Source organism: Pseudomonas sp. HLS-6 TE3448 (genome assembly GCF_053629555.1).
On sequence record NZ_JBRJIO010000001.1, the window covers coordinates 646,060 to 663,337 of the forward strand.

Sequence of the window (17,278 nt, forward strand, 5' to 3'; positions counted from 1 at the left end):
TACCCCAGCGAAAGCGTATACTCCCCTGTGAACGCCTAGAAAGCGTTCCAGCTAGAGCAGCAAATGGGGCCGATTAGGATTCGACGCCGGTAGCGAAACTCTAGGTGCATGCCGAGTTGGTAACAGAACTCGTAAATCCACTGTTGCAACTTTCTATAGTTGCCAATGACGAAACCTACGAGGGCTACGCTCTCGCTGCGTAAGCAGCTGAGCCCGCTCTTCTGGTAGCTTCGGCTCCAGCAATCACCAGGGGATGCCTGTAAACCCGAAGTGATTGTCATACAGAACAGGATCGCCGCGTAGTACGTTGTGGACGAAGTGGCTAAAACTTACACAACTCGCCCAATGCACCCTGCCCGTCGGGCCGCTGAGGGTTAACTTAATAGACACGGCTAAGCATGTAGTACCGACAGCGGAGTACTGGCGGACGGGGGTTCAAATCCCCCCGGCTCCACCAATTTGTCTTCCCAGGAAGACCCAGAAAAGCCGTAAAGCCTAGAGAAATCAAAGCTTTACGGCTTTTTTATTGCGAACATGGATGGGCCCCGGAGTTGATCGAAGTCGCCCTCGCCCACGTCGATAAAGCCGAAGTCCGAAGCGCGTACAACCGAGCGGACTACATCGAGCGCCGGCGCCCGATGATAGTTTGGTGGAGCGAGTACATCCAAAAAGCGGCAACAGGCGATCTATCGGTTACGGCTATCCATAGCGACCGAAGCGGTAACGTCGTACCGATTCGTTGATCGGACAACCGTCGCTGGCGGTGATGGAACTGGCTGTCAGATGGCCTGGAGGTCTCGCAACGCTTCCGGGTGCTGGCTGGCAACCCGCAACAGGGTCTGTGCCGCACCGGCAGGTCGCCGACGACCTTGCTCCCAATCCTGCAGCGTGCGCAGGCTGACGCCCAGTAGCTCCGCAAATGCACTTTGAGACACGCCGACTTTGGCCCGGGCCTCAGCCGCAGCCGAAAGCTTCACCTCGGTTGTGCGTGCGGCCTTGCCAGCCTTGATTTGACGTACCGAAGCCAGCAAGTCCTTCTGAAAGCTTTCCATTTCATGGTCCATTACTGATTTCCTCTTTCAATTGATTCAGGAAGGCTGTCGGCAAGTTGTCGAACTTCGCCTTGGTGTAAGCGATCAGCAGCCAGCGGGTTTGCCGCCAACCAAGTGATGAATTCCTAGCGTTCGTCATCACACCAGATTGATTCGGCGTAACGCTCGAATATCTCAGTTTCGATGATCGTGTACATGATAAAAACATACGGCAAGGCCGTATAGCGGTGCAAGGTTCGCTGGTCGGATGCTTGCAATGCCGAGCACCAGCGCCTCCAGGACCTTGCTCTTGCAGGCATCAAGCAGTAAGGTCTATACATCGCTACCCATTAGCGATACAGGATTGGCGTCCTGTCTGGTTCGGAAGACACAAAAGCCGCTGTCGCGGCTTTTTCGTGTCCTGCATGTGGTTGCCTGTTATGGGCGGGCCGTATGTGGGCATCTTCGGATGCGCCGGGGTCCAACTAGCCGGTACGCCAACCCATACGGTTCCGCCCACCCTGATTGGCGTCAGGAGGCGGTGTTATCACCTCTAGTGGAAAATTCAAAATGAACGAGCATTTCGAACCCACGCGGTTCACGCGCAACAATCGTTTCATCCATGCATTGATACTCGATGCTCAAGCCTGGTTTAGCGTTGTCGATCTCGGCAGGCTTATGGGCTACTCCCTGAACGAGCGCCTCATTCGCAAACTCGACACCGACCAGTATCGTGTTCTCTCGCTGAACTACCACGGGGAAATTCAGGATACGTTGATGGTGAGCGAGTCCGGCATGTATGCGCTCATGGTCTATCACCAGATCCCTGAAAATCGAAACCTTCGGCAGTGGTTGACGCATGACGTCATCCCCGCACTACGAAGAACCACAGCCTCCACAGCAGAGAATGGGCCAACGCTCACCACGCTGCATTGGGCGGGTCATTCCGTGAGTCTTTTGCATTGGCAAAACACCGCCTGGATTCAATGGCGGGATATGCCAGTGCTGATGCCTTCAGTCGAGCATGCCAACGGACTCAGTCGTTAAATTGACCTCTTACGGTCCATCTCACGACGCCGTGCCACTGTCATAGGCAGCAGTGGCGCGGAACATCTCGAAAGTTTGCCCCCCTTCTATATGCGTCAGGCCAGAGCAAAAAGCCTCCCGTATTTCCCCCGTGGCGACAGTCGCCACTATTTTTCTGCTGTCGCTGGGCTTTTAAAGCCAAGCCCCTGAGGACAGGAAGGCTTTGCCTTCGCGCCCTCAGGGGCTCACAAAAAAATACGACAAGCGGTCATCAGGCCAGGTAAGCCCACCTAACTTGGTGGAAGCGCACGACATAGAGCCTCATATTCTGCGCTGTTTCGGCTCAGAAGCGCTCCACCATCATATGAACCTCAGCGATAATCGTCTCGCGCAGGTCGAGGCGAATATCATTCAGATTGATAACGGCTGCGATGAACAGCGGCTTGGCCTTCGCGTAGGTTTCCTAATCGAACACGGCATCTGGATTACTCTACCTGCTCATGTGAATAGTTCCTTTTCTGATCGGTGCTACGCGATGCCCTTGAGAATCGCCCGAAAGCAGTTCAACCCCGCCTCGACGTTCTCGATGATTTCCTCGGCCAGATCGTCCGGCTCGGGCAGATTCTCCAGGTCGACCAGCGACTTGTCCTTGAGCCAGAAGATGTCGAGGCTGGTCTTATCGCGGGCGAGGATCTGCTCAAGGCTGTACTTGCGCCAGCGGCCTTCGGGATTGTTTGTCTCGTGCCAGGTTTCCTGCCGCTCTTGGCGATTCTCCGGATGGTAGCAGGCGATGAAGTCCTTCAGATCGTCGAAGCGCAGCGGCTTCTTCTTCAGCGTGTGGTGGATGTTGGTGCGGTAGTCATAGATCCACACCTCCCGAGTCCATGGCTCCTTACGGGCAGTCCTGTTGTCGAAGAACAGCACGTTAGCCTTAACGCCTGGGCGGTAGAAAATGCCGGTGGGCAAACGCAGGATCGTATGAAGGTCGGTGGTTTCCAGTAGTTTCTTACGCACCGTTTCGCCGGCCCCCCCCTCGAACAGTACGTTGTCCGGTAGCACCACGGCCGCCTGACCGGTGGTTTTGAGGATCGTGCGAATGTGCTGAAGAAAATTAAGCTGCTTGTTCGAAGTGGTTGCCCAGAAGTCCTGGCGGTTGTAGGTCAGCTCGTCGGTTTCGTCTTCGCCTTCCTCGTTGGTAAAATTCATCGAGCTTTTCTTGCCGAACGGAGGGTTAGCAAGCACATAGTCGAAGCGACGGCCATCGTCGGCTATCAGCGCATCGTTGGGAGAAATGCTGCTCTGGCCGTCGATCTCGCCGATGTTGTGCAATAGCATGTTCATCAAGCACAGACGGCGAGTGCTGGCAACAATTTCGTTCCCGTGGAAGGTCGAAGTCTTGAGGAATACTTTCTGCTCTTGGTTTAGAGCTGGGTTGGCTGCCAGGTATTCATAGGCTGCCAGGAAGAAACCACCCGTACCGCTGGCCGGGTCGGCGATGGTCTTACCCGGCCGCGGGCGCACGCATTCGACTATGGCGCGAATTAGAGCGCGCGGGGTGAAGTACTGCCCTGCACCGGACTTGGTGTCTTCGGCGTTCTTCTCCAGCAGGCCTTCGTAGATCTTACCCTTTACGTCTTCACCCAGTTTGACCCAACGCGTTTCATCGATCATAGCAATCAGACGGGTCAGCTTGGCCGGGTCCTGGATCTTATTCTGTGCCTTGGCGAAGATCTGTCCGAGAATGCCCGGCGTGCCGCCGAGCAGCATCATCGTTGTGACGTAATGCACTTCCAGCTCGGCGCCGCGCTTCGCCAGCAAGCTTGGCCAGTCATAGCCCTTGGGAATGCCAATATCGCGCATGTAGGGTGGTTTGGCGTACTCGTCGGCCATCTTTAGGAAGATCAGGTAGGTCAGTTGCTCCAGATAGTCGCCGTAACCCACGCCGTCGTCGCGTAGGGTGGTACAGAAGCTCCAAACCTTGGAGACGATAGCATCAGTGCTCATTCAGCAACCTCAATTTTTTCGTGATCAGAGTCTTCGTCATCATCATCCAGCAGGGCAACCACCATCTCAGTCTGCCTGCTCACGGCCTGGACAACGATGGAGATACGCCTGACCTTTAGTGGTCAGTCCGAAAGGATGCGGTCGGCCGTTGGCTCATATCGGTTTGGCGACCTTGCGCCCACGCTTTGTAGTGGGCTCTAGGGCGGTGCGCTCGGCGCGGATGCGCTCCAGCAACAGTCTGGCTGGCTCGTCGCCGGGGTGCTGCGGCACAAGCTTGCCGGAAAAGGCCTTTTTCAGGATGGACTGCCGCAAGGCTTCAGCCTGTTGCAGGGTGGTGGTGATGGTTTGATCAAGTTGGTCAGCTCCAGAAAGGGCTGCTTCCATTTTCAGTGTCAGGATAGCTTTCTCGGCGGGCGAGCAGACTGGAATGGCTGTTCCTTTGATAAGGTCAGTATTTAAGTTCGGTTGCGCTGCGCCCTGATCAATGTTCCGCAAGCGCTGTGTTTGGCTCTGCCAGAAATAATAATGATAGAGAAGACAATCTTGAGGAAGCCCAAGGAAGGCGGCCACGCCGTCATTCATTGTTGCTGAAATCAGGCATATCTTAGGGACACCAAGGGTTGCACCGCTATTTGACAGAAGCAGTGTATTTGGAGCTATTTGTCGGGTTTTGTTAAGTCCAGCCTCTTTTATTGTGTATGTGTAGCTTGTCAAGTATGGAAAAGAATCCTTGGTAAGGTCGGCAACTTTAAGAAAAGGGATATTTCCATCATAGAACTTGGGGTCGCCTGCTGGGCGGGGTGATCCTCCTCGAACAACCTCGCAGAGTTGATGGACTTTCAGCCAAGCCCAGCCCTGCGGCAGCTCCGGCAACTCTGCTAGTTCATCAGCCGTCAGTGGCGGCAGTACTTTCGGCTCCTTGGGCTTGGCCGGCTTGTTGCCGGTCTTGCCGGCGGCTTCCCAAGCCTGCTGTGCTTCCGCCCACTCCACTAGCTGCTGCTGATGGCGTGCCTCACGCTCCTGCTGGATGCGCGCCAGCAACGCTTCGGCGTTTTCCAGCCTGTCGGGATTCTGTGCCCGCCATTCGGCGGTCAGCTTGCCCTCGAAGGCGTACTTGAGCAGAGCTTGACGGTAGACCTTGAGCTGTTGCTGGGCGGTGCGCAGGTTTTCCACGCCCTTGTCCAGCTCGGAGAGCTGTTCTTCGAGTTTGGCGACGATACGTTGTTGCTCAGCAGCAGGTGGGAGTGGGACTTCACTGTGCTCGAGGTAAGTGGTTGGTACACGACGCTGACCGACAGCGCCGGTCATGTTGCGCTCGGCCTCAATCCGGAAGGCTTTGGATGAAAAGAAGTAGTAGAGGTAGGCCGGACTGATACTGCCTGCCGGGCGCAGCACATGAAATTCGGTAGAGCCAAAGCCAAGATTGTTTTTCAGCGCAGGCACCACGGCCATCTTGCCGTTTTCCATGCACGGCGTGATTTTGGCAAACAGCACATCGCCTTCCAGAAAGCCGGTATAGCCTTTCTTGACCTCTGCAAACTTCCGGAGGGTATTTACATCTATCCCGCCGGTTTCGGCTTCCACGGCTGGCATAGGGACAAAGGAAACCAGGAGGTCATCCTCAATCTCCGACTTGTCCAGGGTTGGGTTGATGGCTGCTATTTCGGGAAGCCGGACCTGTTCCCAACTGGCAGGCAAGCTGCGGATCTCCTTACCCGAAATTTTCTCTACTAATTCAATCTTCACGCCACCAACGCCTCATTGATCTCATCCAGCACCGCCTCGTAAGCGTCGCCAAACTGTTCGTAGAACTCGCCCAGCCCGCCGGCTCGGTCAAATGGCGCGAAGCTTAACATCCTGGTGTCGATATGTACTGAGCTGGCGATGTGATCGCGGATCATCTGCAGCCACTGCATCTGCTGCTCGTTAAACTTCTCGCCCTTGCCGGCGTGGCGCTTGAAGATCCACTGCTTGAAGTTACGCGCCACTGTTTCCTCGAAAGGCGTCAGCTTGTCGTCCAGCCCGCAGACACGGCGAATCAGCGCCACAAGCGCGGTCAGGTCGCTCACTGGGTGCTTGCCCTTGTACTCCTCCAGCCGGGCATAGGCATGCCAGACATGCAGCGGTGCCAGCTTGGGATGGTCGGCTTTGAGAGCGTCGAGCGCAGAACGCAGTTGCTCGAAGGTCACTTCGCGGCGGCGCTGCGGCGCGCTGAAGTAGATGGTCAACGCCTCCAGCTCGTCGCGGTGCGCCAGTAGCCAGGCGCTAAAATCGTCAGCCTGCTGACGGGTGACTTCTAGGCTGTCGGCCTGCCAGCCGTCATGTAGTACCTCGTCCAGGGTTTCGTGGTCGATCACCTGCTCGCGCTCTCGACGGATGCTATTGAGCAGCTCGATCAACTCACCGTTGAGTGATGTGGCAGCCTCTTTGACCAGCTCGGCCTGGGCTTGGTCGCGCAGTGCCTCGCCGGGATTGCTGCCGAGGGGTTGTTCGGCCAGATCCAAGGCTCGGGCTTCTACCAGGTCGGCGTCAATGGCATTGAACAGCCGGGCAACAATGTGGCTAAGCGGCTTGCCGCCAGTGTGCGCCTCCACTTTCTTGTGTTCGTCTGGCTCCAGCTGCTTGGCTAGCCGCGCCAGTCGCCCGGCCAGGGAGCTGACGGTATCGCTGTCGCTGGCGCCAAGCATCACGCCCATGGCGAGATCCTTGAACGGTACGCTGGGCTTAGTAATCAGTGGCTGGCTGGCGGTCTTCAGCGATTTGGTGACGCCGATGGCATCAACGATGGTGTAGTGGGTCTTGGCTGTCTTCGCTGCAGACGAGACCTTCTGTAGGTCGTCCTTCTCGAGGGTGCGGGTGCCGCGTCCTTTCATCTGCTCGAAGTAGTTGCGGCTCTTCACGTCCCGCATGAACAGCAAGCACTCGAGCGGCTTTACGTCGGTGCCGGTGGCGATCATATCTACGGTGACGGCAATGCGCGGGTTGTACTCGTTTCGGAACTGGCCGAGGACAGAACGAGGATCTTCGCCCTCCTCGATAACGTTACCCTGCGCATCCTTGCGGCCATCGGCAACCCGGTAAGTGACCTTCTTGCAAAAGGCGTTACCTTCGCCGAACTCCTCGCGCACGCATTGAATGATGTCGTCAGCATGGCTGTCGGTCTTGGCGAAAATCAGAGTCTTGGGCACCTGAAAGTGGCCATCTTCCTCGTAGCGACCGGGGAAAATCACAGGTAGCTTGTCGCGGAAGGTACGAATGACGGTGCGGATCTGATCGGGGTTGACGATGTCGCGGTCGAGTTGCTTGTTGCTATAGGCCTCGTCCTCGTCCTGCTGCTCCCAGCGCTTGCGCCGGGTCAGTCGCTCGCGCCGTTCCACTTGCTGCTCAGCCTTGAGCTGGCCGCCCTGTTTGGTGACGGCAGTTTCGATTAGGTAGACCTCGTTACCGACATTGACGCCATCAGCGACCGCCTTTTCATGGTCATAGTTGCTGACCACGTTCTTTTTAAAGAAGCCGTAAGTACGATTATCGGGGGTAGCGGTGAGTCCAATCAGGCTGGCGTCGAAGTAGTCGAGCACTTGCTGCCACAGGTTGTAAATGGAACGATGACATTCGTCGATGAAAATGAAATCGAAAAACTCCGGCGGGATGGCCGGGTTATAAACTACAGGCATGGGTTGCTTTGGCTGGGTCAACTGCTCTGCCGGGCTCAGCTCATCAATAGAATCGTCAAGCTCCTCGCCCTTGAGGATGGAGTACATGCGCTGGATTGTGCTCACACAAACCAGGCTGTCCTTGGCGATGTAGCCCGACTTGAGCCTCTGGACCGGGTACAACTCGGTGAACTTGCGGCTGTCATCGATGGGCAGGTAACTCATCATTTCCTGCTCGGCTTGCTCTCCGAGGTTCTTGGTATCAACCAGGAACAGAACACGTTTGGCCCCTGCATATTTGACCAAGCGGTAGATGGCGGTTATGGCGGTGTAGGTCTTGCCGGCCCCAGTGGCCATCTGGATCAGCGCGCGCGGCTTATCAACTTTGAAGGACTCTTCCAGGTTGTTGATCGCAACTTCCTGGCAGTCACGCAGGCGTAAGGCACTGGCCGGCAGCCTGTGCGGATTGAGCTCAGGCATGCCTTGCAAACGGGCTCGCAGCGTGGCGGACTGGCCGAGCCATTCTCGCAGGGTTTCCGGACGGTGGAAGCTGAACACCTCACGCGAGCGGGGCTTAGGATCGCGTGCATCGGTGAAGCGGGTGATGACGCCGGTAGCCTCGTAGAGGAAGCGCAACGGTTCTTTGGCCTTGATCCATTTCAGCTGGGCGTTGGCATAATCCTCGGTCTGGCTCTCGACGGCGGTGATGTGATGGCCGGCCGTCTCCGGCTTGGCCTCGATCACTCCGACCGGTTTACCCTCGATGAAGAGAATGTAGTCGGCAGGACCGACGCTTGTCTGGTACTCGCGTACAGCAACACCGATGCTGGCGCTAAAGTCGATTTTCTTCTTCGGCTGCACCACCCAGCCAGCGACGGCCAGCTGTGCGTCAATCTTGTCACGAGCGAGTTGTTCAGGATTTTGGTTGAGGGTCATAAAGCTGCCTTGCCACTACGATCCATGGGAATGGCTCGATGGTAATACGTTCGGGTGGGTGTTGGCATCTGGCCATCCCCACTTATTTCCGTGAACGTTGGGCCGACACCATGGGAACATTACGTATGCACGCGAGGCACTCAAAACCTAGGAGGTGGCCTCGCCAACCACGGGAGTCACTACCGTGTCCGAAAAGTCCCGGTGGACATACCCCTACAAAAACCGGACACCGCTTTCCCATTAATTTGATGCAGCTTCCATACGTTTGAATTCTCTTGGAGAACGGTACTCAAGGGCGAAAGCAGTTGTTTAAGCCTAGGGAAGGCATGAATTATGGATTCGTTGAGCCCGTCACAGTTGAAGACTTATCCTGGCTTCCCCTGTTAACTGAGAGGTTTGGCGTGGTATTCCATTAGGTATTCCAACAAAAACTATAAATCGGAATTAACTTGACTAATCAATTACTTATCACTCGAGTTCAGACCACCCCGGCCACCAAATACGCAAAACAGAAAAGGCACTTAGCGAACCTCGCAAGTGCCTTTTTTGTGCCCGCCTGGGTTGTTTTGGCTGGGTAATGCCGACTTTAGCCTCACCAGCCCATGCCGCATCTGCGGTTATCCAACTTCATACCTACTTGGCTGAGCCGGCCACCGGCGTTGCAAGTCACTCCCCCGCGAAATAATCGCTGTCCAACTGCTTCACTTCATAAACCCGCTTAACGCTCACACCCAGGTTGTTCTCCACCATCAGTCGTGCCAGCTCAACACCGTCGATCAGCACCACTTTGATGTCCAGCCCCAGCGCTGCAGTACGGGCACCATCGGAGAACTCCGACGTGGTGATAAACACGCCTTTGCGGGCACGCTGGCGTGTCAAAGCACCGATAAACTTGTCGACTTCCGGGCGGTGCACTGTGTTGGTCCAGCGCTTGGCCTGCAGATAGATTACGTCGAGGCCGAGTTTGTCTTCTTTGATAATCCCATCGACCCCATCATCATTGGTCGCCTGGGTCGCCTTGCCGGCTTCCTTGCGCGAGCCGCCGTAGCCCATAGCGATCATAAGATCGACCACCAACTGTTCAAAGAAACTGGGTGTAGCTGCCCGGACTTGCACTAACAGCTCGTCTGCGAGTGACTGCACCAATGCTTGATGCGCCTCTGCCAACCGCTCGTCGGGCGTGGTTTCGGCAATATCAACATCCAGCAAGGCAGGTGCGTCAGGCTCTTGCGGTTTGACGGTATGGAAGTCCGCGAACTCGGGGAACTGCTTCAACCAGCCCACCGTGATGCGCTCCGGGCCATTGGCCAAGGCATCAAGGCCGCGCACAGTGATCTGCACCATGCCCTTGGCGGGAATGCACAGCAGCCCGGCCTTATTCAGGTAGGTACGCGCCCAGCCAACACGGTTGTTGATCACCGTCTGATGGCCGGAGGGCAGGCGCTCCTTACGCTCGTCCTCGGTCAGTTGGAACTGATCGGACACCCGCTCGCGCAACTCATTGAGCGGCAGCGGCGCACCGTTCTGTACATTGGCCAGCACAGGCCGCATCACGCTTTGAAAATCCGGAATTGCCACTGTTACTCCCTAATCTCCCCGGCCGCTTTAGGCGCCGCTCACGAGGCTCTCATCGTGGGCAGCAGCGGTCTTGAGCATCTTCAAAATCACCAGCGCAATCGCCCGGCTCTTGGTTTCGTTATCCAACACTTCCGACGATAACTTCTCATGGCCGGTCATGAAACTACAGCGGCGACACCTCTTCACGACACCCTTCGGCCAAAGCCACGCAAAAAGGGACATCTGAAGCAAGCTCGAATCATGCAAGGGGCCATTCTAAAGCGATGGCGCCGCGGCAACCCGCAGATCTGGCGCAGAGCTGACGTTAAGCACTGATGCACATCAGTCAAAGATCCTGTAGGAAATTTCCTCTTTTTTGGTAGGCTTTTGATATCAGTCGAGAGGAAATGAAATGCCCGTCGTCATCGTTGAAAACGACACATCGAAGTGGCAAGACGAAACAGGTGCTGTCTATCACTTCCCCAAGCGATATCAAACCTGGCTCGCTCAGGGAACCGAAGTGATCTACTACAAAGGGCGCATCAAGGACAAAACCTTTGCTTCCGTCCGCCTCAGCGCCGATCCGCATTATTTTGGTATGGCACGCATCGGCAAAGTCTACGCAGACCGGAGGAGTGATAAGGGTGACCTGTTTGCACTGATCGAAAACTTCACGCCGTTTGAAAGCGCTGTCCCCTTAAAAATTGATGGAGCGTACCTGGAGACTATCCCCACCACCCGCGTGAGTAACTATTGGCGCGACGGGGTTCGGCCCATTTCCCAATCCGATTACGATGCCATCCTCAACCATGCGAAGCCCCTGCCTTCGCAGGCTGACGCGGTTGTGCCGAATACCGAAGACGATCCATGGACCTTTGAATCGGCTAATGAAGGCAGCAAGACAAGCTACTTTGGAACCCGTTACGAGCGCCGGAAAGATCTGAGGATGAAGGCTATCGCTATCCACGGGCTTAACTGCAAGGCATGTGGGTTTGATTTCGAACAAGCTTATGGCGAGCACGCGAAAGGCTTCATTCACGTTCACCATGTAGTACCGATTTCGGACTTTGGTGGGGAGAAAGCCGTTAATCCTGAGACTGACCTCGTAACGTTGTGCGCCAACTGTCACGCAGTGGTCCATCGAAAGCGGGATATGACTCTAAGCGTTGATGAGCTTAAAGGAATGTTGCGCGGGAGATGGGTAGTTGAGCCTTAGTCGTGCTCGTTAGCTTAACGATCACCAACTCACGACAAGGCCAACTCCTTACCATTAGCCCCCTCCGCTACCGCCCCAAAACCGCAAGCAAATCCCTCACCTGACGCCCCTAACGGTGCTACTGGGCAGCTTACCGAACAAATTGCGATAGGCCTGGGTGCCTTTTTGTGTCGACAGGGACGGCGTTTCTCTCAGCTCAGACCTTAAAACGCCCCACCAACACTTCCAGCTCATGACCGAGCCGTGCCAGTTCGATGCTTGACGAGGCGGTCTCTTCACACGCACTCGCCGTTTGGTCGGAGATGTCGCGCACGTTGATCACACTGCGGTTGATCTCCTCTGCCACAGCACTTTGTTGTTCCGATGCGGTGGCAATCTGCTGGTTCATCAGTTGGATGGTGGAGACTGTGCGGGTGATGTTCTCCAGCGCGGTGACTGCACGCCGGGTGGATTCAACACTGCTTTCGCTCATCTGCCGGCTGCTGTCCATGCTCACGGCAACCGCTTGGGTACTGCTTTGTACGCCGGCGACCAGGGACTCGATTTCCTCAGTGGATTGCTGGGTGCGCAAGGCCAGGTGGCGGACTTCATCGGCCACGACGGCAAAGCCACGCCCGGCCTCACCAGCACGGGCGGCTTCAATCGCTGCGTTCAGGGCCAGCAGGTTGGTCTGCTGGGCCACCGCCTTGATCACATCCAGCACGCCGCCAATCTTGTCGCTTTGTTCCTTCAGATGGCCCACCGCATCTGCCGAATGCCCCACTTCCTGGGCAAGGCGCTCGATCTGTTCAATGGCCTCGGCCACGACGCGTTCACCTTCGCTGGCTTGCTGGTCGGCCATGGAGGCCGCTTCAGAGGCTTCTTCGGCGTTGCGTGCTACATCCTGCACGGTCGCGGTCATTTCGTTCATGGCGGTGGCGACATGGTCGGTCTCAGCTTTCTGGCTGTTCACGCCGGCACTGGTTTGCTCGGTCACTGCTGACAGTTCTTCAGCTGCGCTGGTCGCCCGGATCACACTGGTGCGAATGCCATCGATCAACTCACGCAGGCTGACGGTCATCTGGTCGAGCCGGGACTGCAGTTGGCCCAACTCGTCGCGTCGATTGACGTGCACATCCTGGCTCAGATCGCCGTGAGCAATGCGCTCCACCACCTGGAGGGTATGCTGCAGCGGGTTGACGATCTGCCGGGTAATGACCCAGGCCGACAGGACGCCGAACAGCATAGCCAGTACGGTGACAATACTCAGCGTGGCCTTGGCAGACGCTGCATCGCTGTCACGCTTGGCATTTTGCGACTGGATCAGTTGCTGCGTGGTGTTGATGAGCACATCGCCCAACTGCGCCATGTGTTTGAACAAGGACGCGGTATCCGCGTTGGGCTGGCTCAACGCCTGCAGGATCTGCCGGTACTCATCTATCGACTGACGCTGCTGGCGGATCAAGTCCAGGTCGGCGGGCGCTTCGAAATGATGTTCGATGCTTTCCAGGTGGGCCGCCAATTTATCCAGAATCTGCTGTAAAGGGCTCAAGCCTTCAGCTTGAAGGTTGCTCCCCATGCGCAGGCGCTGAATACGCAGGTCTTTGGTGTAGTCGCTGACCAGTGCAATTTTCTCGATCTTCTCGCCACGCTCGGTAAGGGTGTTGAGCGCATACCACCCTGTGATAGCCAGTAACAACGTAAGCCCCAACACCAGGCCAAAACCCCAACCCAATTTGGCGCTGACACGGATGTTGCTGATCCAGCCGAACATAAAGACTCCAGGCAGAAATGCAGGTGCACATTGAAAAAGTAGTGACCTGACTATCGGCCAGAAGCTTTGCTGCTTAACCCCGAGAAAACCTTCCAGGGCGGCTATAACCCGCAGGATAGACCGCTCGTCTGAAATTTTTTTAAGCGCCACGAGGCATGTCAATCCACGCCTGATGCCTTGCAGGCCACGCTGCCCGGGGCTTTTTACGTGACACCCGCAACGACTCAAGCAGCGCTTACCCAGGAACCGGGAGGCCAGACAGCCGCTTCGATGCTTTGGTCGAATTTCCGTCGAGGCAAAAATCATGTCACGCTCAATGCCAGGTGATGAAACCTTTCACCAACACCCTGCAGCCCTTGAGGCCAGAAACAACAAAGCCCGCTTAGTGCGGGCTTTGTTGTTTGCGTAGGTGCTTACCAGCCGGATGGCAACCAACCCAGCGCGCTGGAAATCGCATACAGCATGCTGCACAGGTACAGTACTACCACCATGCACTGCAGCACAGGATGGGCGATCCAGCCGCACTTCCAGGCGGGCTCGATGTCACCGTATTTGCGTGCCGAACGCAGCATCAGGATCGGCATGATCGACAGAATCACACCACTGAATACGCCGGCAAAGTACAACGCACTGACGAAACCCACCATACCGCTATAGGCCAGCAGGAATGGCGGTACGCAAACGATGGCCAATACCATCAGGCGGCTCTTTGGATGGCTCTCGGCGCCCAGCTTCGGGAACTTGTCGAAGATGTTGGTCAGGAAGCTACCGCCCAGGCCCCAGTAGGAGGTCATCATCGCGCACAGGGCAAAGGTGTTGGCGGTGTAGAACGCCCACTGGCCCAATGCCTGCCCCCAGGCCAGGGTCGCAACTTCCGTCTGGTTTTCCAGACCGTTCAGCGAGATAACCGACATTGGCACAATGGCCAGCAGCACGAAGGTGATCACCATGCCGGTAATGACAGCCACCGGCAGGCGCTTGGGCGCATGGCTGAAACCACGGGCCATTTCCGGCACTACGTACTGGGCCGAGAAGCAGAACACGGCAATGTTGAACACCGGAATCATGTAGACCCAGTCGCCTTCGAGCAGGTTGGCGAAGTTCGTGTTCTCATGAACAAGCGTTGCGACGACCAGCACCAGGGTCATCGAGACCATACCGATACTGATGAACTTTTCACCCTTGCCAATGGCTTTCAAGCCCAAGTACAGCACCAGCGCCGCAGGGGCGAAGAACAACAGGCTGCCCAGCGCAGGGCTGATACCGAAGAACTGGCTGAGAATCTTGCCGCTGCCGCTCATGTAGGCGATCAATGCGCCAATACTGTTGACCGCTACCGACAGAAAGATTGCCCAGGCACCGAACGAGCCGACATAGCGTTGAGCCAGGCCGCTGAGCTGGTGATGGCTACGGGTACGCAGCGCCGTTTCCGAGACATACAACATGGAGATGGTGGTGAATATGCCCGCCACGGCCAACCACAGCAGCAGCGGCATGTAGCCGGCCTTGCGACTGGCATAGGCCATGGACAACACACCGGCACCAATGTTGGTACCCACGATCATTGCCACAGCCTCGACGAAGGTCAGCCGTTTGACCTCCAGGCCTGAGGACTCAGTCGCCTCGGCGTGGTCCGCGCCTCGTGCGGCTGCGTTAGGGGATGTACTCATGATCAATCACACTCACTACGTATTTGATACCGGATGCACCTGAACTGGTGCGTCACAGAACCCGCCTTTGTGAGACGACTTCCGTGTCTTGATTTCTAGAGCGGCGCGCAAAATATCACACAAGGTGTTTGAAATAACCCCCACATAAGGCGAAACGCCATACACAGACACGGCCTGTAACACTTGATATAGAGCGGTTTCATTGAGGGGCGGCTCGTTTCGCCCGACATATGCCGGGCGAAACGAGCGCTGCAGGAGCGAGGGGAAAACTCAGGAGATCAGATCGCTTTTTGCCGATACAACGGATGCGCTGAACCTACAAGCCAGTGCGCAGCAGGGCATGCAATGCCCGGCAATCCGCCGCATGCCAGTCGGTGAGCGCTGGCCAGGGATTGTCCGGCAGGTTGACCAGAATGGTGCGTGTACCTGCCGCACGACCGCAGTCGAGGTCAAAGCGGTAATCACCCACCATGACCATCTCGTTCGGCGAGACATCCCAGGCCTCGGCCAGCTTGAGCAACCCTCCCGGATGCGGCTTGGGGGGTGCTTCGTCACGGCCCAAAATGCTCTGCACGGGGAAACAGTCCGCCAGGCCAATGGCCTCCAGCGTGACATGCGCCAGCTCACGGGCATTACGGGTGAGGATGCCTAGCTGGCAGTCGCGCGCGACCAATTCACGTACCAGCTCAACCGCCCCCGTCGCCGGGCGCGACGCGATAGCCAGGTCACGCTCATGTTCCAGCAACCAGGCATGCTTGGCGGCGGCTTCCTCTGCTGGAAGGGCCGCCAGATGGGTCAAGATGTCGTCTTCGGCGGGAATGTCCAGCGCTTCGCGGATGGCGGCAAAATCGTGCACGGCGACCGTCAGGGTGCCGTCCATGTCAAACACCCAATGACGAATGTGGTGCAGGTTCATGCCCAGTCCTTGCGATGGCGAATCAGCCCTTCCTGGCACGACGATGCCACCAGTTGCCCAGCACGGTTGAAGATATTGCCGCGCGAGAAACCACGGGCATTGCCCGCCCAAGGGCTGTCCATCGCGTACAGCAACCAGTCATCGGCGCGCAGGTTGCCGTGAAACCACAAGGCATGATCAAGGCTGGCCAGTTGCATGTCCTTGTGCCAGACCGATTTGCCATGCGGCATCAACGAGGTGGTCAGCAGGCCAAAATCCGACGCATAGGCGAGGATGTATTTGTGCAATGCCGGCGAGTCAGCCAGGTTGCCGTCGGCACGGAACCAGGCGTATTTGATCGGGTCACCTGGCTGCGGGTTGAACGGATCTTTCTCGGTCACCGGGCGCACTTCGATCGGCTTGGCGCAGAGCAGCTTTTCGCGCAGTTGCTCCGGTATGTGCTCGGCCATACGTTCGGCAATTTCCACTTCCGACGGGAGATTTTCCGGGCCGACCACGTCCGGCATCTGCGCCTGATGCTCGAACCCTTCTTCGTCGTACTGGAATGAAGCGCTGCAGGTAAAGATGGGCTGCCCTTTCTGGATCGCCGTTACCCGCCGGGTGCTGAAACTGCCGCCATCACGCACACGGTCAACCGAGTACACCACCGGCATCGATGCATCGCCTGGGCGCAGAAAGTAACCGTGCAGCGAATGCACATGGCGTGCTTCTTCTACGGTCTGGGTGGCGGCGGAAAGCGACTGGCCGAGTACCTGGCCACCATACAACTGACGAAAGCCGAGGTCTTGGCTACGCCCACGAAACAGGTTTTCCTCGATCGCTTCCAGACTCAGCAGGTCGACCAGATCGTCCAACACGTGGCTCATTCGAGATTCTCCAAAGCAATGCCCAGTGGCCAAATGATACAGGGTTTGTCATTGCTGGCCGTTATGTTCGGTGATTCACCCGCGCAGGGTCGTTTGCCATTGCGTCCGATTGATCCGGTACAGAACATGCGGGCGCAGTGGATGCCCCGGTGGAATTCTCGGGTGCTCGAAGTTGCTGTCAGGGTCAGCCTGCATGCCGATGGCCTGCATGACTTTCTGCGACGGCAGGTTGCTTTCGCTGGTAAATGAAACCACCTGCTCCAGCCCCAACTGTGCGAACGCGCAGCGTAGGCAGGTCCAGGCCGCCTCACTGGCAAAGCCTAGCCCCCAGTGACGCCGCGCCAAGCGCCAACCGATTTCCACCGCAGGAGCGAAGCCCGCATTGAAGTTGACGTTGAGCAGGCCGGTCATGCCGATAAACGCACCACTGTCCTTGCGCTCCAGCGCCCACAAACCAAAACCGTATTCCGCAAAATGACCACGCAGGCGCCCAATCAGCGCAGCGCTTTCCAGGCGCGTCAGTGGCGCCGGGAAGTAGCGCATTACCTGGGGGTCGGCACACATCGCAGCAAACTCGCGCAAGTCGTCATCCTGCCATTGGCGCAACACCAGCCGCGCGCTTTCCAGCTCCAGTATGGGGGTCATGGCCT

13 protein-coding genes, 1 other RNA gene and 2 pseudogenes are annotated in these 17,278 nt (G+C 56.9%); 4 read left to right on the top strand and 12 right to left on the bottom strand.

What is annotated here, in order from left to right; all coding sequences use genetic code 11:
- The first annotated feature begins 65 nt into the window (after nucleotides 1-65).
- Both ssrA and AB7M23_RS03050 read left to right on the top strand, forming a co-directional pair.
- Nucleotides 66-457: a transfer-messenger RNA gene (gene ssrA, locus AB7M23_RS03045) on the top strand.
- A gap of 73 nt (nucleotides 458-530) precedes the next feature.
- A pseudogene (locus AB7M23_RS03050) lies at nucleotides 531-743 on the top strand (integrase); the annotation flags it as partial.
- Between the two features lie 36 nt (nucleotides 744-779).
- On the opposite strand, the gene AB7M23_RS03055 reads toward AB7M23_RS03050, so the two are convergent.
- Both AB7M23_RS03055 and AB7M23_RS03060 read right to left on the bottom strand, forming a co-directional pair.
- Nucleotides 780-1,064 carry a helix-turn-helix domain-containing protein gene (locus AB7M23_RS03055; protein ID WP_454240181.1) on the bottom strand — a complete coding sequence of 95 codons (285 nt, stop codon included), beginning with the start codon at nucleotides 1,062-1,064 and terminating at the stop codon, nucleotides 780-782.
- Nucleotides 1,054-1,249: pseudogene (locus AB7M23_RS03060) on the bottom strand (hypothetical protein). Before AB7M23_RS03060 ends, AB7M23_RS03055 begins: the two are co-directional and overlap by 11 nt.
- A gap of 352 nt (nucleotides 1,250-1,601) precedes the next feature.
- Between AB7M23_RS03060 and AB7M23_RS03065 the strand changes: the two are divergent.
- Nucleotides 1,602-2,078 (top strand): BRO-N domain-containing protein, encoded by a 477-nt coding sequence (locus tag AB7M23_RS03065; protein WP_409281860.1) that lies wholly within the window; start codon nucleotides 1,602-1,604, stop codon nucleotides 2,076-2,078.
- Nucleotides 2,079-2,585: 507 nt separating this feature from the next.
- Here the strand turns inward: AB7M23_RS03065 and AB7M23_RS03070 are convergent.
- From AB7M23_RS03070 to AB7M23_RS03090, 5 genes are all read right to left on the bottom strand, one after another.
- Entirely contained in the window at nucleotides 2,586-4,061 is a 1,476-nt protein-coding gene (locus AB7M23_RS03070; protein ID WP_454240182.1) for an N-6 DNA methylase, read from the bottom strand.
- A 153-nt stretch (nucleotides 4,062-4,214) separates the two neighbouring features.
- On the bottom strand, nucleotides 4,215-5,807 hold the full coding sequence (locus AB7M23_RS03075; RefSeq protein ID WP_454240183.1) for a restriction endonuclease subunit S: 1,593 nt from the start codon (nucleotides 5,805-5,807) through the stop codon (nucleotides 4,215-4,217).
- Nucleotides 5,804-8,650, bottom strand: coding sequence for a type I restriction endonuclease subunit R (locus tag AB7M23_RS03080; RefSeq protein WP_454240184.1), 2,847 nt, complete (start codon nucleotides 8,648-8,650; stop codon nucleotides 5,804-5,806). The genes AB7M23_RS03075 and AB7M23_RS03080 overlap by 4 nt, the downstream gene beginning before the upstream one ends.
- Nucleotides 8,651-9,316: 666 nt before the next feature.
- Nucleotides 9,317-10,228 (bottom strand): restriction endonuclease, encoded by a 912-nt coding sequence (locus AB7M23_RS03085; RefSeq protein ID WP_454240185.1) that lies wholly within the window; start codon nucleotides 10,226-10,228, stop codon nucleotides 9,317-9,319.
- Between the two features lie 27 nt (nucleotides 10,229-10,255).
- Nucleotides 10,256-10,387 (bottom strand): hypothetical protein, encoded by a 132-nt coding sequence (locus AB7M23_RS03090; protein ID WP_454242215.1) that lies wholly within the window; start codon nucleotides 10,385-10,387, stop codon nucleotides 10,256-10,258.
- A gap of 232 nt (nucleotides 10,388-10,619) precedes the next feature.
- Here AB7M23_RS03090 and AB7M23_RS03095 point away from each other — a divergent pair, with 232 nt between their 5' ends.
- Nucleotides 10,620-11,423 (top strand): HNH endonuclease, encoded by an 804-nt coding sequence (locus AB7M23_RS03095; RefSeq protein ID WP_454240186.1) that lies wholly within the window; start codon nucleotides 10,620-10,622, stop codon nucleotides 11,421-11,423.
- Between the two features lie 196 nt (nucleotides 11,424-11,619).
- On the opposite strand, the gene AB7M23_RS03100 is transcribed toward AB7M23_RS03095, so the two are convergent.
- The 5 genes from AB7M23_RS03100 to AB7M23_RS03120 form a co-directional block, all read right to left on the bottom strand.
- A complete protein-coding gene (locus tag AB7M23_RS03100) occupies nucleotides 11,620-13,176 on the bottom strand; it encodes a methyl-accepting chemotaxis protein (protein WP_454240187.1) in 1,557 nt (518 codons plus the stop codon).
- Nucleotides 13,177-13,589: 413 nt separating this feature from the next.
- On the bottom strand, nucleotides 13,590-14,846 hold the full coding sequence (locus AB7M23_RS03105) for an aromatic amino acid transport family protein (RefSeq protein WP_099775875.1): 1,257 nt from the start codon (nucleotides 14,844-14,846) through the stop codon (nucleotides 13,590-13,592).
- 316 nt (nucleotides 14,847-15,162) lie between these two features.
- Nucleotides 15,163-15,762 carry an HAD family hydrolase gene (locus tag AB7M23_RS03110; RefSeq protein WP_065760943.1) on the bottom strand — a complete coding sequence of 200 codons (600 nt, stop codon included), beginning with the start codon at nucleotides 15,760-15,762 and terminating at the stop codon, nucleotides 15,163-15,165.
- Nucleotides 15,759-16,628 (bottom strand): acyl-CoA thioesterase II, encoded by an 870-nt coding sequence (gene tesB, locus AB7M23_RS03115; RefSeq protein ID WP_065760942.1) that lies wholly within the window; start codon nucleotides 16,626-16,628, stop codon nucleotides 15,759-15,761. The genes AB7M23_RS03110 and tesB overlap by 4 nt, the downstream gene beginning before the upstream one ends.
- A gap of 75 nt (nucleotides 16,629-16,703) precedes the next feature.
- Entirely contained in the window at nucleotides 16,704-17,273 is a 570-nt protein-coding gene (locus tag AB7M23_RS03120; protein ID WP_065760941.1) for a GNAT family N-acetyltransferase, read from the bottom strand.
- Nucleotides 17,274-17,278: the final 5 nt, after the last annotated feature.

Bases quoted from the DNA above. Each gene is read 5' to 3' on its own strand.
- AB7M23_RS03070 (WP_454240182.1), bottom strand. From the start codon at position 4,061: ATGAGCACTGATGCTATCGTCTCCAAGGTTTGGAGCTTCTGTACCACC.
- AB7M23_RS03065 (WP_409281860.1), top strand. From the start codon at position 1,602: ATGAACGAGCATTTCGAACCCACGCGGTTCACGCGCAACAATCGTTTC.
- AB7M23_RS03055 (WP_454240181.1), bottom strand. From the start codon at position 1,064: ATGGACCATGAAATGGAAAGCTTTCAGAAGGACTTGCTGGCTTCGGTA.
- AB7M23_RS03110 (WP_065760943.1), bottom strand. From the start codon at position 15,762: ATGAACCTGCACCACATTCGTCATTGGGTGTTTGACATGGACGGCACC.
- AB7M23_RS03100 (WP_454240187.1), bottom strand. From the start codon at position 13,176: ATGTTCGGCTGGATCAGCAACATCCGTGTCAGCGCCAAATTGGGTTGG.
- AB7M23_RS03120 (WP_065760941.1), bottom strand. From the start codon at position 17,273: ATGACCCCCATACTGGAGCTGGAAAGCGCGCGGCTGGTGTTGCGCCAA.
- AB7M23_RS03095 (WP_454240186.1), top strand. From the start codon at position 10,620: ATGCCCGTCGTCATCGTTGAAAACGACACATCGAAGTGGCAAGACGAA.
- AB7M23_RS03105 (WP_099775875.1), bottom strand. From the start codon at position 14,846: ATGAGTACATCCCCTAACGCAGCCGCACGAGGCGCGGACCACGCCGAG.
- tesB (WP_065760942.1), bottom strand. From the start codon at position 16,628: ATGAGCCACGTGTTGGACGATCTGGTCGACCTGCTGAGTCTGGAAGCG.
- AB7M23_RS03090 (WP_454242215.1), bottom strand. From the start codon at position 10,387: ATGACCGGCCATGAGAAGTTATCGTCGGAAGTGTTGGATAACGAAACC.
- AB7M23_RS03080 (WP_454240184.1), bottom strand. From the start codon at position 8,650: ATGACCCTCAACCAAAATCCTGAACAACTCGCTCGTGACAAGATTGAC.